21 protein-coding genes are annotated in these 22,811 nt (G+C 45.5%); 11 read left to right on the forward strand and 10 right to left on the reverse strand.

Annotated features, from left to right (window positions below):
- Window positions 1-115 precede the first annotated feature (115 nt).
- Genes DYD21_RS14960 through DYD21_RS14970 form a run of 3 tightly spaced genes read right to left on the reverse strand, consistent with a single transcriptional unit; the run spans window position 116 to window position 2,476 of the window.
- Window positions 116-1,246: an NAD(P)/FAD-dependent oxidoreductase gene (locus DYD21_RS14960; RefSeq protein WP_116037805.1), complete on the reverse strand. Its 1,131-nt coding sequence runs from the start codon at window positions 1,244-1,246 to the stop codon at window positions 116-118.
- Window position 1,247: 1 nt separating this feature from the next.
- Complete coding sequence (locus DYD21_RS14965; protein ID WP_158607316.1) at window positions 1,248-1,634, reverse strand: DsrE family protein; 387 nt, start codon at window positions 1,632-1,634, stop codon at window positions 1,248-1,250.
- A gap of 53 nt (window positions 1,635-1,687) precedes the next feature.
- Window positions 1,688-2,476: a GntR family transcriptional regulator gene (locus tag DYD21_RS14970; protein ID WP_116037807.1), complete on the reverse strand. Its 789-nt coding sequence runs from the start codon at window positions 2,474-2,476 to the stop codon at window positions 1,688-1,690.
- Between the two features lie 133 nt (window positions 2,477-2,609).
- Here DYD21_RS14970 and DYD21_RS14975 point away from each other — a divergent pair, with 133 nt between their 5' ends.
- The 8 genes from DYD21_RS14975 (at window position 2,610) to DYD21_RS15010 (ending at window position 10,957) form a co-directional block, all read left to right on the forward strand.
- Window positions 2,610-3,869 carry an FAD/NAD(P)-binding oxidoreductase gene (locus tag DYD21_RS14975; protein ID WP_116037808.1) on the forward strand — a complete coding sequence of 420 codons (1,260 nt, stop codon included), beginning with the start codon at window positions 2,610-2,612 and terminating at the stop codon, window positions 3,867-3,869.
- An 85-nt stretch (window positions 3,870-3,954) separates the two neighbouring features.
- A complete protein-coding gene (locus DYD21_RS14980) occupies window positions 3,955-4,518 on the forward strand; it encodes a YeeE/YedE family protein (protein ID WP_116037809.1) in 564 nt (187 codons plus the stop codon).
- Window positions 4,519-4,534: 16 nt separating this feature from the next.
- Window positions 4,535-4,960 (forward strand): DUF6691 family protein, encoded by a 426-nt coding sequence (locus DYD21_RS14985; RefSeq protein WP_116037810.1) that lies wholly within the window; start codon window positions 4,535-4,537, stop codon window positions 4,958-4,960.
- Window positions 4,961-5,191: 231 nt separating this feature from the next.
- A complete protein-coding gene (locus DYD21_RS14990) occupies window positions 5,192-6,601 on the forward strand; it encodes a rhodanese-like domain-containing protein (protein WP_116037811.1) in 1,410 nt (469 codons plus the stop codon).
- A gap of 54 nt (window positions 6,602-6,655) precedes the next feature.
- Complete coding sequence (locus DYD21_RS14995) at window positions 6,656-8,362, forward strand: SulP family inorganic anion transporter (protein WP_116037812.1); 1,707 nt, start codon at window positions 6,656-6,658, stop codon at window positions 8,360-8,362.
- 39 nt (window positions 8,363-8,401) lie between these two features.
- On the forward strand, window positions 8,402-10,195 hold the full coding sequence (locus DYD21_RS15000) for an SLC13 family permease (protein ID WP_116037813.1): 1,794 nt from the start codon (window positions 8,402-8,404) through the stop codon (window positions 10,193-10,195).
- A gap of 218 nt (window positions 10,196-10,413) precedes the next feature.
- On the forward strand, window positions 10,414-10,710 hold the full coding sequence (locus DYD21_RS15005; protein WP_158607317.1) for a rhodanese-like domain-containing protein: 297 nt from the start codon (window positions 10,414-10,416) through the stop codon (window positions 10,708-10,710).
- Between the two features lie 67 nt (window positions 10,711-10,777).
- A complete protein-coding gene (locus DYD21_RS15010) occupies window positions 10,778-10,957 on the forward strand; it encodes a hypothetical protein (RefSeq protein ID WP_116037815.1) in 180 nt (59 codons plus the stop codon).
- A gap of 31 nt (window positions 10,958-10,988) precedes the next feature.
- Here the strand turns inward: DYD21_RS15010 and DYD21_RS15015 are convergent, their stop codons facing one another.
- The 5 genes from DYD21_RS15015 to DYD21_RS15035 form a co-directional block, all read right to left on the reverse strand.
- A complete protein-coding gene (locus DYD21_RS15015) occupies window positions 10,989-11,789 on the reverse strand; it encodes a cyclase family protein (protein ID WP_116037816.1) in 801 nt (266 codons plus the stop codon).
- A gap of 90 nt (window positions 11,790-11,879) precedes the next feature.
- Window positions 11,880-12,338 carry an RES family NAD+ phosphorylase gene (locus DYD21_RS15020; protein ID WP_116037817.1) on the reverse strand — a complete coding sequence of 153 codons (459 nt, stop codon included), beginning with the start codon at window positions 12,336-12,338 and terminating at the stop codon, window positions 11,880-11,882.
- Window positions 12,339-12,348: 10 nt separating this feature from the next.
- Window positions 12,349-12,777, reverse strand: a complete 429-nt coding sequence (locus DYD21_RS15025) for an antitoxin Xre/MbcA/ParS toxin-binding domain-containing protein (protein WP_158607318.1) — start codon at window positions 12,775-12,777, stop codon at window positions 12,349-12,351.
- A gap of 86 nt (window positions 12,778-12,863) precedes the next feature.
- Window positions 12,864-13,700: a hypothetical protein gene (locus DYD21_RS15030; protein ID WP_116037819.1), complete on the reverse strand. Its 837-nt coding sequence runs from the start codon at window positions 13,698-13,700 to the stop codon at window positions 12,864-12,866.
- 216 nt (window positions 13,701-13,916) lie between these two features.
- Window positions 13,917-14,408, reverse strand: coding sequence for a DUF1456 family protein (locus DYD21_RS15035; RefSeq protein ID WP_116037888.1), 492 nt, complete (start codon window positions 14,406-14,408; stop codon window positions 13,917-13,919).
- Between the two features lie 147 nt (window positions 14,409-14,555).
- Between DYD21_RS15035 and DYD21_RS15040 the strand changes: the two genes are divergently transcribed.
- A complete protein-coding gene (locus DYD21_RS15040) occupies window positions 14,556-15,551 on the forward strand; it encodes a 2-hydroxyacid dehydrogenase (protein ID WP_116037889.1) in 996 nt (331 codons plus the stop codon).
- 189 nt (window positions 15,552-15,740) lie between these two features.
- Here the strand turns inward: DYD21_RS15040 and DYD21_RS15045 are convergent, their stop codons facing one another.
- A complete protein-coding gene (locus DYD21_RS15045; RefSeq protein WP_116037820.1) occupies window positions 15,741-17,060 on the reverse strand; it encodes a mechanosensitive ion channel family protein in 1,320 nt (439 codons plus the stop codon).
- Between the two features lie 202 nt (window positions 17,061-17,262).
- Between DYD21_RS15045 and DYD21_RS15050 the strand changes: the two genes are divergently transcribed.
- On the forward strand, window positions 17,263-18,621 hold the full coding sequence (locus tag DYD21_RS15050) for a hypothetical protein (RefSeq protein ID WP_147303608.1): 1,359 nt from the start codon (window positions 17,263-17,265) through the stop codon (window positions 18,619-18,621).
- Window positions 18,622-18,736: 115 nt separating this feature from the next.
- Window positions 18,737-21,298: a M20/M25/M40 family metallo-hydrolase gene (locus DYD21_RS15055; RefSeq protein ID WP_116037822.1), complete on the forward strand. Its 2,562-nt coding sequence runs from the start codon at window positions 18,737-18,739 to the stop codon at window positions 21,296-21,298.
- A 24-nt stretch (window positions 21,299-21,322) separates the two neighbouring features.
- Here the strand turns inward: DYD21_RS15055 and DYD21_RS15060 are convergent, their stop codons facing one another.
- On the reverse strand, window positions 21,323-22,810 hold the full coding sequence (locus DYD21_RS15060) for a TolC family protein (RefSeq protein WP_158607319.1): 1,488 nt from the start codon (window positions 22,808-22,810) through the stop codon (window positions 21,323-21,325).
- Between the last annotated feature and the right edge of the window lies 1 nt (window position 22,811).

Genomic DNA, 22,811 nt, shown 5'->3' on the forward strand with positions numbered 1-22,811 from the left:
ATTTTATTCACACAGAGCATATCCCATGCTTACTCTCATATTATTTTTCCCTTGATAGGATTCTATTTGCAAAGCCCGGACTTGTTAATGCCAATATGATTATCATCTGCCGAAATTATTTTTTGCCGGATCGATTTACTCCTTCTCTGAACAACTTAACGTCCGATTTTCTTTGCTCCGGAGTTTTTGTGTACTTATCAAGCCAGCGCATATCCAGCACATACTTCAACACGGCATACATCCTGCCCTTCAGAACCCATCGGTTCATGATGAAAAAAGCAGAATCTGGCCCGTTTGAAATAATCAGGGGATTCGTGAAGTAGGGTTTGTAGTTGGTCAGCGGCCGGCCGAGAATAGCCGCTTTGATATTTTTCCTGAGTACAATTCCCTGCTTCACCGCATGTACGCCAATCTGTTGATAATCTTTCCCGTTCACATCAGCCACATCACCCGCCGCAAAAACGGTAGGATTTCCCCGCACCCGGAGCGACTCTTCAGTTAATATGCGACCTTTTGTACCGGTTTTGAAATTGTGATTTATTGAAACGGATCCCGGCTGGTTGCCCGCCGCAAGAATTACTTCATCAAACGCTTTGGTGAAGCCAGTTGAAGTTTCTTCCCCGGTAATCACTGCCACACCCCGCTCTTTCAAAATAGATGTAACTTCATCCGACAGCTTAGCGGGGTAAGATGAGAGCAAGCGATCATTGTTATCAATAATCGTAATGTCTGAACTGTGCTTAAATTCAGGATGTGAAACGTTCATGGCAAGTTCAGACCCGGCTGCTCCTCCCCCGATGATCAGAAGCTTCCGCACCGAACCGGACACTAATTTCTCCCTGAGTTTCAGCAGCTTCGACATCGGCTTCACGGGCGAAATATTTTCTCCGTCAATAACCGGCCTGGTTGATGCTCCCACATTCAAAAGAAGGTAATCATAAGAAATGGTACTGCCTTCTGAGGTGGTTACTGTATTCTTTTTCTCATTGACCGATATGACTCTGCCTGCTGTAAATGGCACGTCGCAGCGTTCACACAGATTTTTCAGGTCAACGGCGGTTTGATTCCATTCATAAAATCCCGCCATAAATTGCGGCAGTGCGCCGGAGTAAATCAGGTACGGCTTTGCCGATATCAGTCTGATGCTGATATCATGCTCTTTCCACTTTCTCCCCATCTTGATAACCGGCAGCGAGGCATGACCTCCGCCAACGATTAGTAAGGTTTTTATAGCGGATGATTCCATTTCAGAATGTGAAATATCTCACACCTTCTCTCCTCATATATTCTGCGACCTCAGGCGGAGCGGCAACCCCAATACCATCAGTTAGATCCTCTTCCGTATACTCCCGGTTAGGCAAGAAAATTCCACAGACTTCTACGTTTACACCGCGGTCGATTAGTCCGTTCAGCAGCTGTTTCGGGGAACGGTTGGCGGGGGCAAATTCGGGAGATTCCACACCTCTGATCGCCAGTTCGCCGGCTTCACTACAGAGAAGAACCCGGACAGCTACATCCTGATTGGCGGATTGAGTTGCAAGTACCATCGCCATCATTTGCGTTTCAGCATCACCGGAAGTGAGTACCATAAAAAGGTCTTCTGATGAATTGTCATTGCCGGATAGTGCAGTCATAGGCGCGAATATGATGAATAACAGGAGAATGAGTTTCATATTGAAATACATTTTTATTGGGATTTAAACACAGGCACAAATTCCTTGAGCGGCATTTCAGTTGAAGTCGGATCGTTTTGATTCCGTTCAAGCGTCATTTCGTAAATGACCTTGTCGCTTCTGTAAAATCGTTTCTGGTAGTAAACGGCTTTTCCGCCAATCGTAAATGATGTCCTGTCGATCAGCAGCAGCGGTGAATTTTTGGGGACTTTCAGATCAGACGCAAGCTGATCATCCGCTATTTCGGCAGTCATCCGGTAGCATCCGCGAACAATGGGAATATCGTAATTCTCTTCGAGCTGGCGATAAATGGTGGTCTCGCCAAGATTCTCTTTATCCAGAAGCTGTCCGTATAGAATGGGCAGCCATGTGCTGTCGAACGCCACCGGCTCACCGTCGCCCAGCCTCAGCCGGTCGATGCGTATCACTTTTGTGCCCTCTTCGATCTCCAGGATACCGGCCAGCCAGTCGGGTGCATCCACCGTTATAAAATCACGAACTTCCGATGAAGCTTTCAACCCGGCTTTGGCCATATCCTCGTTAAAATCGGTTAGGCGAATCAGATTATGAGGCGCCCGCTCATCGCTAACAAAAGATCCAAGCCCCTGGCACCGATATATTATGGATTCACTTTCAAGCGACTGAAGGGCTCTGCGGATCGTTACCCTGCTTACATCAAACTTTTTGGCCAGTTCATTTTCAGAAGGGAGCTTTTCATCCGGTTTAAACTCACCTGCTTCAATTTGGGTTCGAAGCCAGTTGGTGATCTGTGCGTGTCGCGGTATACCGTCCTTTAATTTCATGAATGTACTTTAGTTTACTTAGCTTTATAAAGATTCAATATAATGAGAGATACCCTAATTATCAATACTTGTATTTACATGTATTTCTATTTAGCTTTCTTTAAATAATAAAAAACCAATTAGGAACAGCTCTATGGAAAATTTAAGAACATATACGGGGAAAAATGTGAAGCCTGATAAGGCTCGTCCGTACGCTAATCACCACCAGTTTTTAATAATAGGTGGTGGTACCGGCGGGATCACCGCAGCTGCACAGCTCAAGAAAAAACTAAAAAAGCCGGATATTGCAATTATAGAGCCTTCCGATGTGCACTACTACCAGCCCATGTGGACTTTTAATGGTGCGGGGGTTTTTGATAAAGAAAAATCAAAGAAATTAATGAAGGATATTATGCCCAACGATGTGGCCTGGATTAAAGATTATGTGGTTGCTTTTCATCCTGAGCAGAATATCGTTGAAACGGAATGTGGTACATTCTACTCTTATGAGTTCCTGGTGGTTGCACCGGGTATACAGGTTGACTGGGATGCCATACCTGGCCTTGCAGAAAATATCGGAACAAAAGGTATTTGCAGTATTTACGCCTACAATCAGGTAGATTATGTGCATGAATGTATTCATATGTTGAAGGAAGGCCGTGCACTCTTCACACAGCCTAACACCAAGTTTAAATGCGGGGGAGCGCCACAAAAAATCATGTATCTGTCATCAGACTCATGGAAAAACAGTGGAGCCTTACATGATATAGACGTGACGTTTACCAGTGCAGGATCGGTGATCTTTGGGGTACCCGAGATTGCCGAAGCGCTGCAGCCGGTTATTAAGCGATACGGGATTGACGTTAAACTTCTGCATAATCTGAAGGAGATTAAAGCTGACGAAAAAATTGCCGTTTACGACATTATGAAAGATGGAAAACCGGTGGACGAGATGGAAATTGAGTATGATATGCTGCACGTTACCCCACCTATGAGTTCGCCTGATTTTATAAAGAACAGCCCGCTTGCAGATTCAGAGGGATGGGTTGATGTTGATAAGCATTCACTTCAGCATAAAAAGTATCCGAACATATTCTCATTGGGAGATGCAGGCAGTACGCCTAACGCAAAAACCGGTGCGGCTGTACGCAAGCAGGCCCCTGTAGTTACGGGCAACCTGGCATCACTGCAAAAGGAGGGGAAAATTGATGAAAATTTCATTTATGACGGTTACGGGTCCTGCCCGCTAATCACTGGCTACAATAAGTTAATTCTTGCTGAATTTGATTACGAGAATAAAATGACCCCATCTTTCCCTTTTAACCAAGCTAAAGAGCGCCGGAGTATGTACCACATGAAAAAGGATTTACTGCCAATGATCTATTGGCAGGGAATGCTGAAAGGGAGGGCGTAAGAATTACTAAACCAACTTGTATTGACAAGTTCATACAAGTTCAGTATCTTTATCTCAGAAACAAAAAATAAACGAATTTAAAATCATGTTAGACTTTTTATATCAACCATGGCCTTGGTATGTGGCCGGTCCCATTATCGGATTAACCGTACCCGTTTTACTACTTCTTGGCGGTAAAATGTTTGGGGTGTCTGCCAATCTCCGGCACGCCTGTGCAGCCTGTAACTTCGGGAACGTTGAATTCTTCAACTACGACTGGAAAACAGCCGGTAAGTGGAATTTCACCTTCTTAATTGGAACCGTTTTAGGTGGTTTTTTAGGCGGATACATATTCGCCAACCCGGAACCAATAGCCCTGGCGGCTTCAACGATAGCTGACCTGCAGTCGCTCGGAATAACAGACTTCAGCGGACTGGTTCCTGATGATCTGTTTGCCTGGGATATGCTTGGAACCGGCGTTGGGCTCACCGTATTAGTGCTTGGTGGATTTTTGGTTGGATTTGGAGCGCGATACGCCGGCGGCTGTACTTCAGGCCACGCAATCTCAGGCTTATCAGACCTTCAGATGGCCTCACTGATCGCCGTAATCGGTTTCTTCATCGGCGGATTGATCATGACATTCTTCATCTATCCAATCATACTGAATTAATTTAGAGGACAGAAAAATGAAATTTTCAGAATATTTAAAATACCTGTTAATCGGTACAGCCTTTGGTTTTGTACTGGTAAAATCAGAAGTAGTATCCTGGTTCAGAATCCAGGAAATGTTTCGGTTTGATGATTTCCACATGTATGGAGTTATCGGATTAGCCGTGATTGTCGGGATAATATCCGTGCAGATCATAAAACGAAATAACATGAAAGATGCGCAGGGAAACCCCATTTCGATTCCGCCCAAAGATGCATCTCAGGTTAAGCGATACCTGATTGGCGGAAGTATGTTCGGATTAGGGTGGGCTCTTTTAGGGGCGTGTCCGGGCCCGATGTTTGCACTGCTTGGAAGTGGATTAACCATAATGGTGATCCCGATTTTGGCAGCACTTGCCGGCACATATACGTATGGTGTTTTGAGGGATAAATTACCGCATTGATGGGGTTAGGGCTGGAAATTAAAAGTCCCCCTTTGAAGGGGGCAGGCATTAGCGCAGCTTATGCCGGGGGATGACTTGAAGAGCATGGTTTATAGGTTGAATTAGAAGTTTTATCAACGCCTGGGTGAATCATCCCCCAATCTAAAAGCTAAGCGCTTTTAGATATCCCCCCTTCGAAGGGGGACTATTTCACGAATATCAAACAACAAAACAACCAATAGGAGAAATCTTATGTATTTCAAACAATTCTTTGACGAAAAACTGGCGCAGTACGCCTACATGGTAGGCTGCCAAGCCAATGGAACAGCTGTAGTAATTGACCCGATGCGGGATATCGATCAGTATATCGATCATGCTGCAAAACAGGGGTTAACCATTACAGCCGCTGTTGATACACACATTCACGCCGATTACATTTCCGGGTTGCGGGAATTTGCTGAACGGGGAGTAAAGGTTTACGCATCTGACGAAGGCGATAAAGACTGGAAGTATGAGTGGCTGATCGGCAGTGACTACGATTATGAGTTTATGACCGATGGTGATGAGTTCAAAATTGGAAACATTACTATTAAAGCATGGCACACACCGGGACATACTCCTGAGCACCTGAGTTATTTCATCACCGATGGAGCCGCCGCAGATGAGCCGATGGGTGTTGCCACAGGCGATTTTGTATTTGTTGGTGATGTTGGACGGCCAGACCTGCTCGAGTCTGCAGCCGGGCAGCTGGATGTAATGGAACCCTCAGCCCGAACACTTTTCGGTACTGTAGAGCAGTTCAAAAAGCTTCCTGAGTATATGCAAGTCTGGCCAGGTCACGGTGCCGGGAGTGCATGCGGTAAAGCTCTGGGCGCCATTCCCGAAACCACGGTTGGCTATGAGCTTCGATACAATAGCTCAATCAAGTCAGCTACATCAGAAGATAGTTTTGTAGACTTTATTCTCGAAGGCCAGCCCGAACCGCCTCTCTATTTTGCCCGCATGAAAAGAGATAACAAAATTGGCCCGGCCCTGATCGGCGGATTACCCTCCGTAAATCGGCTAAATTTGAACCAGATCAGCAAGCTTGCAGACAAGGAGAACGCCGTAGTACTTGATACAAGGGAGCTAAATGATTTTGCATCCGGACACATACCCGGTTCATTGCTTTCTCCATTAAATAAACAGTTCAACACCGTAGCGGGATCATACATAACGGAAGATGAGGATATCTACCTGGTAGTTGAAGAGCACCAACTTGAAGAGACTGTGCGGGATCTCTACAGAATTGGCCTGGACCACGTAAAGGGATTTATTACAGCCAGGGATCTGCTGCTCTACAAAGAACAGGATGGCGCGATGGATACCCTTGAGCTGGTCAGATTTGATGTGGTCGAAGACCTGGGAACTGAAGAACAGGTTCTGGATGTAAGAAAAGCTTCAGAATACAAAGAAAACCATATCGACGGCGCTATTAACTCCGCGCATACACGTCTGCTTGCTAACATAGACGACCTGCCAAAAAACAAAAAGCTCTATGTCCACTGTATGACAGGCGGCCGGTCGGCAGTGGCAGCCGCTTTTCTGAAAAAGAAAGGCTTTGAAGTTGCCCTGATCGATGACAATTTTACCGAGTACATGAAAAACGTACCTGCTTCTTAACAAAATCACACAGATGGCCGGTGAATCAGTATAGCCGGCCCTCTTTCTTCAACCATGACTACCTTAGCTAAGCATATCATCAACTATTTCCCCCTGGCTGAAACGCTTAGACGTTATAATAAAGAGGCATTGAAGGGAGATCTCAGCGCCGGACTGACGATCGGCATCATGCTGATTCCACAAGGAATGGCGTACGCTTTAATTGCGGGATTGCCACCTGAATATGGTCTTTATGCAGCACTGGCGCCGCTTGTGATGTATGCTTTGATGGGAACTTCACGCCATCTTAGCGTGGGGCCGGTTGCACTTGTCTCACTCCTTGTAGCGTCAGCCATCAATCCTTTAGCAAGTACCCCGGAAGAGTACATCGCCATGAGTATTCTTCTTGCACTACTGGTGGGCGGCCTGCAATTCCTTTTTGGGATTTTAAAACTGGGTTTTCTTGTCAACCTGCTCTCTCACCCTGTTCTTTCGGGATTTATTTCCGCGGCAGCGATCTACATCGGGCTGAGTCAGCTCCATCATGTTTTTGGAGTGGAATCGGTCTCTGGTGGATTACACGAAATTGTTTACGGTATCGCTCTTCAGCTGAACGAGGTTAGCGTGTGGACTCTTGTCGTTAGCATAGCTGCTATTATCATTCTTTTTGTATTCAAGAAAAAAGCACCTTCCATTCCCGGCCCAGTAGTTGTTGTGATTCTTGGAATCGGACTGCTATATACTACAAATCTAAACCACCTTGGTGTATCTGTGGTAGGTGAAATTCCCCGCGGACTTCCCGGTTTTCAAATTCCGGTTATAAGCTGGGAAATGACGCAGGCTCTGTTCCCAATGGCGATGGCTATTGCCCTGGTTGGATATATGGAGGCCATTGCGGTGGCCAAAGCTGTTCAACAGAAATCAAATGAGTACACTATCAATGCAAACCAGGAGCTGGCAGCAATCGGCACCGGCAATATTGTGGGAGCTTTTTTCCAGGCGTACCCGGGAACAGGAAGTTTTTCACGTACGGCAGTCTCGTATGAATCGGGCGGAAAAACCCCCGTAACCAGCCTGTTTGCTGTAGCTGTGGTGGCCATCGCCCTAATGTTTTTAACACCGGTCTTCTACTACCTTCCCAAAGCCATTCTGGGAGCCATCATCATGCTGGCGGTTTACGGTTTGATTGATATTGAGCACTTTAAAAAATTATGGCAACTGAAACACTACGACCGATACATGTTCCTCGCCACATTTGCCGGAACACTATTTGTTGGCATTAAAGAAGGAATTTTACTGGGTGTCACGCTTTCAGTTATCATGCTTGTCTACCGGTCGGCCCGTCCCAATGAAACGATACTAGGGCGCATTCCGGATACTCATGTTTTTCGAAATGTAGATCGTTACGAAACCGAGCGACAGAAAGAGATTCTGATTTACAGGTTTGATGCCCCTCTCCATTTTGCCAATGCAGAATTTTTCCGCAGACAGATTGATAAAATCATTAAAAATAATCCCTTCACAGAATGCCTGATCCTGGACCTGAACGGTGTAAATGATATCGATTCTACAGGTTTGGATGAACTCTTTAAACTGAAAGAAGATCTTGGGGAGAAACACATCGACCTTCACCTTACTGAGGTTAAAGCAAGAGTGAGAGACCTGATCAACCGAAAGAGCAAAAATCCGAATGATTGGCATTTTTTTATGACGATTGACGGAGCAATTGAAGCCGCTGAGCAATCAGACCCGGATTTAAAAAATATCCATACTGATATTTAATAAACCGGAGGGGGCCAAACCACCTGACACGCAAAAATCATGGAAACTGAAATTTTAATCGTCCTCTCTATAATGGCGTTCACCATCTTTATGCTGGTGACCGAGATTGTCCGGATAGATGTAACCGCAATCATCACTATGCTGTTACTGAGCTGGACAGGTATATTAACAAGCCATGAAGCTCTTTCAGGATTTTCCAGCAACGCCGTTGTGGCGATGATTGCCGTTATGATTCTGGGTGAAGGTGTTGCCAAAACGGGGATGATGTCGCGCTTTTCAAAATGGCTTCTGAAAAGAGTGGGATCCAAAAAAAACTCGGTGTTAGGGGCGCTCTCACTGTCAGTCGGAACACTTTCCGGTGTGATTCAAAATATCGGGGCCGCTGCGCTTTTTCTTCCAAGCATTATTGATATCGCACGGCGAATAAAAGTCTCTGCCTCTGTATTTATCATGCCGATAGGTTTTGCAGCTATCATCGGCGGCACCCTAACCATGGTAGGGTCGGGGCATTTAATCCTGACAAATGACCTGCTGGAGAGCGCGGATCTTGATCCCTATGGACTATTTGCAGTAACCCCGGTAGGAATTGCTCTTCTTTTTTCCGCGATTCTCTTCTTCCTCTTTTTCGGAAAGTTTATGCTTCCTCAGGGTGAAACCGATGGGAAGCTTGCAAAAACCGAACAGGAAAAAGTTGTCGAAGCATTTAACCTAAAAAAGGATATCAAATATTTTAAAATACCAAAAGACAGTCCCATGGCCGGTAAAACGGTTGAAGAGACAGGGATCTGGAGTATTCACGATATTAACATTCTCGCTGTCGGCAGAGAGAAATCACCCAATTTTGCCCCCTGGCGCGAAACGGTACTTGAAGCAGGACAAATCTTAGCCCTCTACGGCGATGAAAAGAAAATATCACTGTTTGCGCAAAAGTTCGGGATTGAACAGACAGATAAATACGGCATTTTTGAGGATATCGATGACCCTGAAGAATCAGGTTTTGCAGAAGTTATTGTACCTCCCCGATCCGACCTGGTTGAAAAGACCATACGCCAGTATTCACTTAGGAAAAAACACGCTGTGGAGCCGGTTATGCTTTTCAGTGAAGGTGAAAAAGTTGAGGGCGATTTTTCTGACAGAAAAATCAAACCCGGTGACACATTTATCATATACGGACCGTGGAACCACATTATGGACCTGCAGAGCAGTGAGCCATTTGTAGTTGCTACTTCCGTAACGGCTGAAAGAAAAGATCCCTCCAAAACGTGGCAGGCAGCAGGCAGCTTCTTTCTTGCAATTGTTTTGGCTATGAGCGGGTTCTCCATCTCTATCTCATTTCTCACAGGTGCTGTAGTTATGGTTCTTACCAATGTAATGAGCATTCAGGATGCCTATAAGGCTGTGGAATGGAAGGTGGTTTTTCTGTTGGTCGGGCTTATTCCTCTTGGCGTTGCAATGCAAAACAGCGGTACAGCCGAGTTTTTAGCAGAAAATGTAATGACGGTGGTGGAAGGAAGTCATTTACTGGTTCTACTTTTTACGGTTGGAATTCTTTCAACGATCTTCTCCCTGGTGATGTCGAATGTTGGAGCTGTAGTTGTCCTGGCGCCGCTTGTGGTAAGCATTGGATTAATTGCAGGAGTTGATCCCCGGCCGCTTGTTCTTCTTGCCGCTGTAAATGCCGGGAACTCCTTTGTGCTGCCAACCCACCAGGTGAATGCACTAATGATGACTGCCGGCGGCTACAAAACACGGGATTACTTTAAAGCAGGCGGCGGAATGACAATTATATTTCTTGTAGTCTCTGTACTGTTCTTTTATTATACTTTTTTTTAAAATACTGAACATTCCCGGAACAGAAGAAAATCGACCCGTGTTTTTATTAAATAACCGATGCGCAATAGTTTACAGAAATCAGACATCTAACATCATTATAATGAATCGTTAATTCACGGCAGGTTATGAGATCCTCAACTCTTTTAATTACATTATTTATTGCACTATCAGGGCTCGTCCTGTATAGTTTTATTTCTAACAGTGGAGAAAACAGCACTATGAGTGAATGGAAGCAGAAAGTAGAAAATGAACCTGGCGTAATTATTGATGTTCGAACTCAAAATGAGTTTGATCAGGGACATCTTGCAGAAACGGACCTGCACTACGACTTTAACAGCGGCGAATTTGAAGAGAAGGTAGATGATCTCGACAAAGATAAAACCTACTACCTCTACTGCCGAACAGGAAACAGAAGCGGACAGGCTGCTGATATCATGAAAAAGCACGGATTTGAAAACGTGCATAATATCGGTGGTTTCGAAGATCTTGCCAATTCCGGGTTTGAAACCAACTAAGGTTTTAAACTCACAATTCAATACGTTTAACTGAAACGCCTGAAATTCGGGCAAATCAAACTGCGATATGAGCTATAAAAATCTGTCAGAAGAGTCATTCAAGGAGATTGAAAAAGAGATTAAGAGCGATGAAAGTGTTGTAGGTATCGATGCAAAAAAAACTCACATTATCATCATCCACATGCTTCAGGAGATCGAAAAAAAATTGAGTGAACTTGAATCCCGGCTGAAAGAAGTAGAAAGATAGCACTCACTCCACATTGCCATTTGAATGCTGTTTACTCCTGCATCACATGGGCTGCAATACGTAGCGGGGCGCCACTCCCATCGCGTATTTTCATCGGTAGTGCAACCACATACGCTCCGGTTGCAGGAAGCAGATTCAGGTTTGCTACATTTTCAAATCCCGGTATATTTTCCTCAAACAGAACCTGGTGGGTTTCAAACAGCTCAGATTGACCGAAATCAAGGCTGGGTGTATCGAGCCCAACTGCTTTAATAGTTCGGTTTTCGACCAGCCATCTTGCTGTGTCGGGGTGTATTCCCGGAAAACTGAGTTCTGCCAGTGCGGCTTCTCCCCGGTTCGAAGTTCCGAGGTATTGTTCAGCGTCTGGCCAAAAACGGCTCATTCCCGTATTGAACAATAGAATCGTTTCCTCCGCAAGCTCTCCATGCTCCTCTTCCCATCTTTCAATATCAGAAACCTGGACCTGGTAATCCCGATCACCCTCCACCTCATTCGTAACATCAATCACTGAAGCGTAGCCGGTAAGCTGATCCAACTCCAGCTCATCCACTGTTTTTCGGTTCTCTGCAAAGTGGATAGGTGCATCAAGATGTGTACCGCCATGTTCAGCCGTGCAAAATTCATACGCTTCGTAGTAAAAACCGGCGTCCGTTTCTCCCACAAAAACCGTATCGAGATGAAACGTACTGGAAGTCGGCCAGAAAAGTGTCTCTTCTGAATAATCGTGGGTCAGATCAACCCATGTACCGGCTGACCAGTCATTGGAATTTCCATGTGAACAGCCAGATAGAATAACCAGAATAATTGGAAGTGAATATAGGAAGAATTTCATCAGAGCAGGATTTATGTTGAGTTACTGTATCAAATCAAATAAAAAGGTTTGAAGATCCCAGACAAGTTTAATTCAGTCTGCGTTAGCCGATCAATCAAACAGCTGTTCATCAAAAGTGAACGGCCTGATGTTTTCTATTTTAACTGATGAGAAATCCGGATGCCCGGGGTTGAACAGTAAATTCGGTTCTTCAGGAATCACAGCTGAAGGTACGCTAAGAATTAAACTCTCCATATTTTCAAGCCATTCATCCCCAATACGTTTCACACTGCCGGGTGACGGATAGTTTTGCCAGTCAGCTGGAAGTTTATCTTCCTTTATGCTTTTAATTATTGAACTTTCCGGGATATCAAGCCGAATCATAGCAAGGTCTTTTGGAAGAAGCTGAATCTGTGCATGAACCAAAACCTCGAGAGCAGCCAATGATGCCTGTTTTGAAGTGTACAACATGGCATATCCTCTGCTGTTCCAGCGGCCACCATACATGCGCGCTCCTTCACCACTCAGATCGCGTGAATATTTCTCTCTTGTAATCCGGTAGGCTTTCATGAGATATTGATCAAGAATAGACGCCGTGTTCTATACGACCAAGAAGATCGGTAACCAATGCGGCGCCAAAACTTGTATCGAGAAGTGTGAACGGCTTTTCGGACCCAAGTGCTGTATTCGGTGTAAAAACCCATGTTTTAAACTTTTCGGGTGAACCGAAAACATCGGTTCCTTTCAGAAGAACATCGGCAATAATTAACACATGCTCGGAGAGATCTTTTTTTAGGCGCGTGTTGCTATCATACCGGTTGAACTGCCGTTCAGAAACCGGAAGCACAGTAACCAGATCTTTTACTGAAATTGAAGTGATTTCCGAGAGCTTTTCGATGGACTCTTTCAAAAGGCCAGCACGGACCATCTTTACCTTTTCGGCCTCATTTTGCGATACGTATGCAACACCTGCATCTCTGAAGATATTATTTGACGGATATTCCGACATAAGCATATGACTTTACTATCAAGACATATGCAATTTATCAAATTTCCATTGGTTTTCAAAATCCGGGAGATTTCCTGAAAACAGGATTAGTTTGACGCGAACCGAACGGTATAATCATCCCGAAAATCCAGCATCTCACCTGATACGCGTGTGCCTTCATTTGTATCCCGCATTTCATACTTAATGAGCTGGCCGGGTACTTCTTCGGTTATCCACCACCGCACATTCATGTGCTCATCCCCCTCTTCCTCGGTTCCTTCATAAAACAGAATAGTGGTGTTAAAACTATTCGACCCTACCCGTATAGTTTCTGTTCCCTCACGATACTCTTCCCATTCATCCATGTTGAAGTAAGCCGTATGAAAACCATCCTCACGCAGTTCATCATAATCTCCGTCAATATCTCCTGTGTCACCATTTTCTCTGAATACATGGTGTTCCACATCACCCGATTCCGGATTTCTCATATACATTTCCAGCGGTTCCATAGAGCGATTAAATTTAATTTCGTACTCAATGGCGTCATCATCTTCGGGCTGATAACTCAGATACCACCAGCTCGATCCATCTTCATCCTTTTTGACCAATGCTCTTTCAGTGGTGAAGCTAACTCGTTCCTCTTCACCCTCCGTTTCCATCCGCCAGACGGCTCCCTGTCCCTCTTCAAAATCTTCAAATCCGGCGCCATATCCGCCTACCATAAACGCCTGAGTATATGCGAGCTGGTAGAGCATATCACTTGTGTATCCCGCGATAAGGCTGCTGACACCACGATATACCCGCTGTTCCACTTCGTCACTCACCGCATTTGTCGCACCACGATAAGCCGCTTCCTGAAGCTGGCTGCAGGAAATCGCAATCAGTGCGAGAACAACCAAAAATAAACTGCCTGAAATAAACCTGTTAGAAAAAGAAGTACCCATTTCTGAAACCTGAATTTTGTTTGAAAGTTATACCCATCTTGCATTAATAATGCGTAAAATTTCAAATAAAACTATCAAAAAAAATCTCAAAAGTGATTTTTTTAAAGTATTCTGCGTCCTGATTTGATCCCCTTTTTGAATCCATCACTTATCAGATGATTTTCCTAAGTTTTTACACTTTGTGGGAATAGATTTCCCCACAATTTTCTGGAGGACCTACTCTTCATTTCTGTACTTGTCCGCGAGTCCTTTAAGAAAATATCGAAGCAGCTGATCTCCGCACGGCCTGAAATTTCTGTGATCTTCAGACCGGAAGAGGGCGCTAAGCTCAGATCCCGAAATTGAAAATCCAACAGAGTTTAAAATCTCAATCACATCCTCTTCCCGGAGTGTAAATGCGATTCGGAGTTTCTTTAAAACCGTATTGTTCGTTACCGGAAGTTCAACCGGTGGTGGTTTTTTGCCTTTTTGCCGGCCGCGTTTGTGGATAATCAATCCATCCAGAAAATGGGCCGTGAGTTCATGGCTTACATCCTTCTCCACAACGGTTCCGTCAATTTTCGTGATTTCCTCTTTTTCATCAGAAAAAATGGCCTCCATTTCTTGCCGGGTAGGTTCATAGCCCCGCAATTTGCATATTTCTGCAATATCAGGCTTTTTCAGATCCAGCGTGTAGCTGATACTTTTTAAAACATCGTCGTTTCGCATAAAACGGGTTGAGTTGGTGGTTTGATCAATCTCCGCCCAAAATAACGAAACTGGCGGCGAATCGTGAACGATTTCCGTAAATCTTTCTTTTTTGAATTTCCATCCGCCGCTCATAAACAACTGAATCAACCGAACCGGGATTTCACGATGAAGATCGCCTTCTTTAGCACCAAAACGTACGATCGCACTTATTTTGATCAACTTATAGAACAGACTTCTCATACCATCACCTACTTTGAGGATCTTCTCACAGAAAAAACGGCGACGCTCGTCAAGGGATACGATGCGGTTTGTGTATTCGTGAATAATCCAGTTGATCGTCCGCTCCTGGAAAAAATCTCCGAATTGGGTATCGAGGTAGTCGCTTTGCGGTCTGCCGGTTTCAATCACGTGGATCTCGAAGCGGCACAGGATCTGGGAGTGAAAATTTTTCGGGTGCCAGCCTATTCTCCTGAAGCCGTGGCTGAACATACAGCAGCATTAATTCTCACCCTGAACCGGAAAACACACAAAGCGTATAACCGGGTTCGTGAAAACAATTTTTCGCTTGATGGGCTTGCTGGTTTTAACCTGCATCAAAAAACCGTGGGAGTCATCGGCACGGGCACCATCGGTACCGCATTTTGCAAAATCATGACCGGTTTTGGATGCGATGTGTTAGCGTTCGACCCAAATGTAAATGAAGAGGCAGAGCAGATCGGTGTATCGTATGTGGATCTGGATGAGCTTTTTAAAAAATCGGATATCGTCTCCCTGCACTGCCCGCTCATCCCGCAGACCCGGCATATGATAAACGAATCGTCGATTTCCAAAATGAAAACCGGCGTGATGATTATCAACACCAGCCGCGGCGCACTGATTGATACCGCCGCTGTGATCAACGCTCTGAAACAGAAAAAGATTGGGTTTCTTGGAATTGACGTCTACGAACAGGAAGAGAATCTCTTTTTTGAAGATCTTTCAGAAGAGGTGATACAGGATGATGAAATCACCCGCCTGATGGCTTTTCCAAATGCGCTGATCACCGGACACCAAGCATTTTTGACAGCCGAAGCACTCCGCGAGATTACCAAGATCACGCTTCAAAATCTTACTGACTATGAAGAGGGAAAACCCGTTGAAAATGAGATCAAGGCGGGTTGATCAGGTTTTATCATAGCAGTCTAAATCATAGCAGTCTAATAAGTATTCAGGTCGAAATATCTCATTCGTTTACCAACTGCAGGAACAGGTCTGTTCATAGTATCAAGATCAATCCCGGCTCTGTTTTTCGCAGATTTTTGCTGTGTATACCGCGGAGTTTCGCTGATACGCCCTGAATAAAATTGAAGACTATCCACGAACAACCGATAGCTCCCTGAAGTCACGGCCTGAAGGCTCCTGGTAAATACTCAATCCAAATTCTGGCGCAACGGCAAGCAGGTGATCGAACATATCAGCCTGAATTCCCTCGTATTCCGCCCAAACTGTTGTATCTACAAATGCGTACACCTGCAGTGGTAATCCCTTATCGGTAGGTTCAAGCTGACGCACCAGCATCGTTAATTCCTTTTTCGAACGCGGATGTTTTTTCAGATACTCGATAACGTAGGCGCGGAATGTCCCGACATTTGTGAGCCACCGGCCGTTTGTAAGCGTTGAATTGCTCGTTTTGAGATGCTTTTTGTTGTAGGCATGAACATCATCCATTTTACTTTCGATATAATCTTTCAAAAGGTGCGATGTTTTCAGCCGCTCGATTTCATTAATGGTTAAAAACCGGATCGATGAAATATCAATATTGATGGAACGCATGATACGCCGTCCGCCTGCCTCCTGCATACCGCGCCAGTTCCTAAAACTATGCTCAAGAAACTTGTGAGTGGGAATCACCGAAATCGTTTTATCAAAATTCTGTACCTGTACAGTGTTCAGCGCAATATCAATCACATCGCCATCTGCGCCGAATTGAGGCATTTCAATCCAGTCTCCCACCCGGATCAAATCATTGTTGGTGAGCTGTACACTGGCAACCAGCGAGAGGAGCGTATCGCGAAACAGCAGCAGAATAATCGCCATGATCGCACCAATTCCGCTCAGAAAATACCACGGTGATTTGTCAGCCAGGCTGGAAATAATAAAGAAACCGGCCATGATATAGATGATCACTTTACCAAGCTGAATATAGCTTTTAATCGGAGCGCTGTCTTTCGAAGCATTCATCAGGTAAAGCGTATGAATCGAAGAGAGAAACGCATCAAAAACGCGTGCACCAACCAGGATCATCGCGGCGGCCGTAATCCGGACGATAAAGCTGGTGACATCCTCATGAAATTCAGGAACAAGGTTGATCCCGTTATAGATCACCACAAGCGGAACCATAAAAAGTGCCCGTTGCGGCAATTTATGCCTCAGAATAACAGCATACCACTCCGTGACTGTTTTCTCGTCCAGCTTGTGCAACAATTGAATAATCCAGTAGCGGATAATCAGGTGGACAATTCCCGCAATCATAAAAATCACAAAAAGCCCAATAGCAGCTACCGTATGCTCGCCACGCATTTCTTCGGGAAGAATTCCCGCCAGTTGCTCCAATAAACTGCTCTGCGCAGCATTATTTAGCAGCCCGGAAAAAGAGATCAACATTTCTTGTATCAGTACCTGAATCATCATCCGATTTTTTTATTACCCGTAATTTGGATTGCAAAGGTAAGGCGTTTCGAGAGAAATACTATCATCGAAATTAAACTCTCCACTATCATTATCTATAGAATTTATAACTGTACCCGGATGTGAACAGTTACTCCATTTTTGTACATTATCAAAAAATAAACTACGCTTTAGGCTTGATGAAACGGCAGATCAAACAGAAATTATGAGCAGTGTGCGGTCTTCAACCATGGGGGGAATTGTGTGGAAGTATCACTCCGGTCAGCGCACGATCGCTATCCTTTCCGGATTAAATGGCACTCGGGAGTGGAAGCTGCCGGTGATTGAGCCAAACGGATCACAATTAAGTCAGTCAGCCCGGTTTCAGAAAATCGGCCGGCTGGTCGGAGCCGAACTTGATCACATTCAGATCGCCGATTCACTCTTTTATCCTGAACGGGAGCCACCCGGAGTTGTCGTTTTTTGGCATCTCCAGGTGAAACCGGGCGGACGGAAGATTGAGCAGCCGAAAGGAGTGCAGGTAAAGTGGCTGAGACCGGAAAGAGCGGCGGAATTAATCACAGACAGGCAGGAGAAACAGCTGATTCTTCAGGTGAACTATCCTGATGAGGCTGAGAATGGGGTTTATAAATCTCTCTCCAAAGACGGTGATCTCAACCTAAACCCGAACTCAAAACCCAAACCGGTAAATAAATCTGCCTTTGAACGGCTTGAGGGTGACCTGCAATCATTCAGCGGTGAACTCGAATTCTTAATTCGCGACAACCTGCTCCCCGATGGTTCCATTCCGCCTTGGGGTGAACAGGCTGGTGCGCTGCTTAACATTGCAGCCCGGCAGATGCGGATCGGAAAACTGGATGCGGCCTGGAAAAGCCTTCATACCTCCAAGAGACTGGCTCTTTTTGCACTCGAACAACAGGATGTGCCTAAGATGGCTGAACGGATCCGTCATGAAGCGAACAACTTAAATGAATGGAGAAAACAGAGCGTACTGAATATCTTGAGCGAAAATAACGATGGCCAGATCAGCATCGACAATATGTCTCTCTTTCTTGCCGCACAGATCCGTGATGAGCATTTCAACAACAATTATTACAAAAACCGGCTTACGCGAAATGTCATCAAAACGCTGATGATCTTGCTGGCAGTTTCGCTTGCAGCTATTTTTATGTACTTCATCGTACTATCCCAGCTCAATCTCTCAAACCTGATCTCCTTTAACGGTGAAAACCGGGTGATTCAGGAAGTTCCGCTGCTAATCGGCATTCTGCTTTTCGGCCTGTTTGGCGGTGTTGTGAGTTCGCTGTTTAAAGTAAAAACCGTGGATAATTCACTCCGAAATCCGGAAATCCTGAACAATTATCTGTTCACTACCATCCGTGTTTTTATGGGCGGAGCGGCTGCCATCGCTATTTTTATTTTGCTTGAATCGGAGTTTTCTGACATTGTATTTGGCAACTTCAGCCTAAGGCCTGAAAATCACTTTACCTACTTTGCGATTGCGTTCGTCTGCGGATTCTCAGAGCGGCTGCTGATGAAAGCCGTCTCTAAAATCTCTGAATAGTTCATAACGGATCAGCTTCACCACGCATAATATTTCGGCTCACAAATTCACCTTTCGGTCTTCCTGATTTTTTCTATTTTCCTGCAGATATTTTTCTCATTCAACGATCCATTTTATGACCTATATTCGCGCTACGATTCTCACAATCATCGCTGCCGTTTTTGTTGCTGCGGCCTACGTTTCCGATCCCTATTTCGATGCCTATCTCAAGTGGGACGCCGGTGATTACCCCGCCGCACTGGAACAGATGATCGAAATTCTTGAAGGTCCGCAAGCCGATCAATATTTCGATGAGATCGCCACGCTCACCGGTGAACTCTACAGGGTTGATACGGTTGCTGTGGATGGCCGAAATCCTGTTTTCAGCCCGGATAATCGCCACTTTTCCTGGGAAGAAGAAAATGGCGTCACGCAGATCGCGGAGATTCTGGAAGATAGTATTCAGATTTTGCATACCCTTGATGGCAGTGATTTGATCTTCTCTCCGGCCGGAAATCACGCAATCATTCAGCAGGTTCAATCCACAGAAAAAGCTCTCGATTTGCAGCAGCAGCTACAGGATGCATTTGATGCACGGGACCGGGCGGGCATTTTCAGAGCGCGGGATGCACTCCAATATGAGCAGGCACTGCATCGCTCTTTTGTGCTCGTAGATCTGGAATCGGGGCGTACAGATCCCATCAACACAAATGAATTGATCGTTCAAAGTCCGGCTTTTGCAGAGGATGGCAGCCTTTACTTTGCCGGAATGAATCCAAATGAACCGGTTCAAAGTGATATTTACAAAATGGATCTTACAAGTGATACCGCTCCGGAACGCATCACAGCCGGTGAAAACTTTTTCGACTATCCCCGCCCCCTGCCTGATGGAGGAATAATAGCGACAATAAATCCCCGCTCTACATTTCCAACCGATCCGGAGCGAGAGACCCATCAAACCGAAACCGAACCTTCCGTGGTTCTGCTGAATGGTGATGGAACTGTAACGAAGAGCTGGATTGGGGAATCACCGGTTCTGTCGAAATCTGGAAATCGCCTGGCTTTTATGACAGAATCCGGCGGAGAAAATCACATCCATAGCGCAGATCTTTCGGGTGAAGATTATGAAGCTATCACACTGGTGTCATCGGAAGACGCCATTCAAAATCCTGCATTGTCGCCGGATGGGAGTAAGCTCGCATTTATGATCCGTTCAGGCATCAGCTGGGATATCCACCTGGTTCACACCGCTGATGGCTCGGAAGAACCACTCACGTTTGATATTCAGCACGAACTTTTCCCGCATTTTCTGGATGATGAACGCGTACTTGGCATGATGGGTGAAGCGCGCCACCGGCGATCCCATATTTATGATGTGAGCACGAAAGAATTTTATCGCCTGTTTCACAACAACAGCGTAAGAACCGTTTCGATGGAGTATGAGTGGGAACCGAGCCCGGATGGAAAACATCTGCTTGTGGTAGCCGAACGGGATGGCAATACCATAACTCCTGAACGGGGTGTTTACCTGGTTCGGATTGGAGAGAGAATCAGCCGGGAAGCGATGCTGGAACGACTCCGAAAAAATCTTGAAAACGAGCTGGATCTCCGCAGCCGGGCGGAAAATATGTACGAGCCGATTTATGATGAGGTGCGAAGTGCAACGCAGGAAGTGAATATCACGCGGCTTTATCACTACCAGAAATCGCTTTACGATTTTGGATCAAAACATATGACCCAGCCCGGAAATCAAAAAGCATCGGAATATATTTATGAAACCCTGAAGTCGTTTGGATATGAGCCGGAGCTGCAATGGTTCAGTCCTTCGGGTGATATTGAAACAGCCAATGTAATTGCGAGGCTGGAAGGCACCGAGCATCCTGAGGTCGTTTACATTCTCAGCTCCCATTTCGATTCTGTGCTGCGCAGTCCGGGCGCCGATGACAACAGCACCGGAACGGCCGTACTTCTCGAAGCGGCCCGTGTACTTGCCGAAAACCCACAGCCGGCAACCATCATTTTTGCTTCGCTGACAGCGGAAGAGTCTGGACTGCTCGGGGCACGTGAATTTGTCCGTGTTGCAGATCAGGAAGGACTTACCGCAGCCGGAGTGATTAATAACGACATGATGGGATGGACCCGCCACCATCGCCTGGATGATACCATCCGGTTCTCCAATTACGGAATCCGGGATGTACAGCACTCCGGGGCCATTCTGTTTTCTGACCTGATCACCTACGATTCGCGCTACTATCGCAATACCGACGCCCACGTATTTTTTGATGCGTACGGTGATGTGATTGGCGGCATCGGCTCCTACCCGATCCTGGGAAACCCCAACTATCACCAACCAACTGACCGACTGGAAACGATCAATCACAACCTTGTACAGGAAGTTGCCCGTTCCACAACGGCTACACTGATGATGCTTTCCAACGCCCCATCAAAAGTAACGGGACTTGAATACCGCGAACGAAGCCGGAGTCGAACAGAACTGAGCTGGAATCCATCCGCTGAATCGGATATTGATTTTTACCGGGTAAGCTTCACCCATCGCAACGGAGAGAAAATGACTGAGGAAACAGCATCGGAGCAGATTACCATTCGCAACGCCGATCTGTCAAAAGAAATTTCCGTTGTTGCGGTGAACAACCGCGGTATCACGGGTTGGGACCCGAGCCGGCTGGAAACAGAATAGCGGGAAAATATTCCATCATTTTTTTTACAGGTCATGAGTTATGACAACATCCTGCTCAAAATCAAAGAGTGTCATGCGGCGAAGATTATAAAAACTAATCCAGTAGTTTCGAATGGCCTGGATATAACTTCTGAGCGCTGCATCCCGCTCTGTTTGAGCAATAAAGAGATTTGTAATATCAATCTGCCCGATTTGGTACCGGTTGCGTGCTACCTCATACCGCCGGTCGGCTATCCTTTCAGAGAGTTCCGCCAGCAGTACCTGATCCCTCAGCTGATGAAACTCCGCAACCATGTTTTGCACCTGAAGGTCAAACTGTGCCTGCTCAAAAGCGATATCATCTGCCACCTGCCGCTGGGTATTTCTGGCGAAATTTACTTCGGCTCTCTGTTTACCCCAGTTAAATATCGGAATCTGGAAATTGAGGGCCACAAACTGCTGGCTAAGTGGTTCCTGGTAGGTATTTAAAAAATTCTCTGAGGTTTGATTAAGCCCGTAATTTGCCTGGATCGTTGCAGAAAATGAACTCTGTTTCATTGCCATATCAAGCGTACGCTCCGCTTCAAGCGTCTGCATTTCAAAGTTGAGATACATGCTGTTATAGAGTCTTGCCATCTGCAGGGCTCTCTCCTGGTCAACATGAAATTCAGGGACATCTTCAGGAATATCGACCTCTATCGGGATATCAGGGCTAAGGCCAAGCAGAAGTCTGAAATTATCTATCTGCTGATCATAATTCAGCTGAGCCTGTGTAAGTGAGGATTCTGCATTCCGGAGCTGAAGTTCTGTTTGAAGCAGATCGTTTTCGGCAATATTGCCAACATTATACCTGCCCTGTGATATGTTATAAATTGAATCGTTTGCAGCTACGTTAAATTCTGCAATATCCAGGTTTATCCTGGATAGAAGCAGATCAAAGTAGCGCTGAGTTACTGTGAGGGACAGGCTCTCCATCGCTTCAGTATATTCTTTTTGAGCAATTTGTAGCTGAAGCGGCTCGATCCGGTTTCTCCATTTCAACTCGTTAAATTGAAATAATGGCTGACTGTAGCCGATCACCACTGGTGTTGAACTCCATAAATAGGTGTTTTCGTTTGCAAAAACACCAAGTCTTGTTATACCTGTTGAAATGGAAAGGTTACCCCCTGTAGGCATAACCGGCTGTTCAATGGAAAGACCAAATGATGCGTTGGATTGCTGAGTGTAGATTAATGAAGTAGTACCGTCCGGGTTAAGATTATCACGAAAAGAACGCCGGTAATTTGGAGCATTCCCGCTGGCACTGAGGCCCGGCAGCAGATCTGCCCTGAACGATCGGTAACGCCATTGGTTGGCAATCAGAGCATAACGTGCACTTTGGGAAAGCGGGCTCAGATCAATAGCAAGATCAATCGACTCCTGCAGCGTCAGCGGATAAGTGTCATCGAAATTCTGACAAACCGCTTCTTTATGAATCGTTATGCTAAATAAAGTGATTAACAGAACTACTACCGCCAGTTTATTTTTAATCATA

This window comes from Rhodohalobacter sp. SW132, from assembly GCF_003390325.1.
Lineage (GTDB): Bacteria > Bacteroidota > Rhodothermia > Balneolales > Balneolaceae > SW132.

What these genes read in the sequence shown, in the direction of transcription:
- DYD21_RS14960 (WP_116037805.1), bottom strand. Translation starts at nt 1,246, where the DNA reads ATGGAATCATCCGCTATAAAAACCTTACTAATCGTTGGCGGAGGTCAT.
- DYD21_RS14965 (WP_158607316.1), bottom strand. Translation starts at nt 1,634, where the DNA reads ATGACTGCACTATCCGGCAATGACAATTCATCAGAAGACCTTTTTATG.
- DYD21_RS14970 (WP_116037807.1), bottom strand. Translation starts at nt 2,476, where the DNA reads ATGAAATTAAAGGACGGTATACCGCGACACGCACAGATCACCAACTGG.
- DYD21_RS14975 (WP_116037808.1), top strand. Translation starts at nt 2,610, where the DNA reads ATGGAAAATTTAAGAACATATACGGGGAAAAATGTGAAGCCTGATAAG.
- DYD21_RS14980 (WP_116037809.1), top strand. Translation starts at nt 3,955, where the DNA reads ATGTTAGACTTTTTATATCAACCATGGCCTTGGTATGTGGCCGGTCCC.
- DYD21_RS14985 (WP_116037810.1), top strand. Translation starts at nt 4,535, where the DNA reads ATGAAATTTTCAGAATATTTAAAATACCTGTTAATCGGTACAGCCTTT.
- DYD21_RS14990 (WP_116037811.1), top strand. Translation starts at nt 5,192, where the DNA reads ATGTATTTCAAACAATTCTTTGACGAAAAACTGGCGCAGTACGCCTAC.
- DYD21_RS14995 (WP_116037812.1), top strand. Translation starts at nt 6,656, where the DNA reads ATGACTACCTTAGCTAAGCATATCATCAACTATTTCCCCCTGGCTGAA.
- DYD21_RS15000 (WP_116037813.1), top strand. Translation starts at nt 8,402, where the DNA reads ATGGAAACTGAAATTTTAATCGTCCTCTCTATAATGGCGTTCACCATC.
- DYD21_RS15005 (WP_158607317.1), top strand. Translation starts at nt 10,414, where the DNA reads ATGAGTGAATGGAAGCAGAAAGTAGAAAATGAACCTGGCGTAATTATT.
- DYD21_RS15010 (WP_116037815.1), top strand. Translation starts at nt 10,778, where the DNA reads ATGAGCTATAAAAATCTGTCAGAAGAGTCATTCAAGGAGATTGAAAAA.
- DYD21_RS15015 (WP_116037816.1), bottom strand. Translation starts at nt 11,789, where the DNA reads ATGAAATTCTTCCTATATTCACTTCCAATTATTCTGGTTATTCTATCT.
- DYD21_RS15020 (WP_116037817.1), bottom strand. Translation starts at nt 12,338, where the DNA reads ATGAAAGCCTACCGGATTACAAGAGAGAAATATTCACGCGATCTGAGT.
- DYD21_RS15025 (WP_158607318.1), bottom strand. Translation starts at nt 12,777, where the DNA reads ATGTCGGAATATCCGTCAAATAATATCTTCAGAGATGCAGGTGTTGCA.
- DYD21_RS15030 (WP_116037819.1), bottom strand. Translation starts at nt 13,700, where the DNA reads ATGGGTACTTCTTTTTCTAACAGGTTTATTTCAGGCAGTTTATTTTTG.
- DYD21_RS15035 (WP_116037888.1), bottom strand. Translation starts at nt 14,408, where the DNA reads ATGCGAAACGACGATGTTTTAAAAAGTATCAGCTACACGCTGGATCTG.
- DYD21_RS15040 (WP_116037889.1), top strand. Translation starts at nt 14,556, where the DNA reads ATGAAGATCGCCTTCTTTAGCACCAAAACGTACGATCGCACTTATTTT.
- DYD21_RS15045 (WP_116037820.1), bottom strand. Translation starts at nt 17,060, where the DNA reads ATGATGATTCAGGTACTGATACAAGAAATGTTGATCTCTTTTTCCGGG.
- DYD21_RS15050 (WP_147303608.1), top strand. Translation starts at nt 17,263, where the DNA reads ATGAGCAGTGTGCGGTCTTCAACCATGGGGGGAATTGTGTGGAAGTAT.
- DYD21_RS15055 (WP_116037822.1), top strand. Translation starts at nt 18,737, where the DNA reads ATGACCTATATTCGCGCTACGATTCTCACAATCATCGCTGCCGTTTTT.
- DYD21_RS15060 (WP_158607319.1), bottom strand. Translation starts at nt 22,810, where the DNA reads ATGATTAAAAATAAACTGGCGGTAGTAGTTCTGTTAATCACTTTATTT.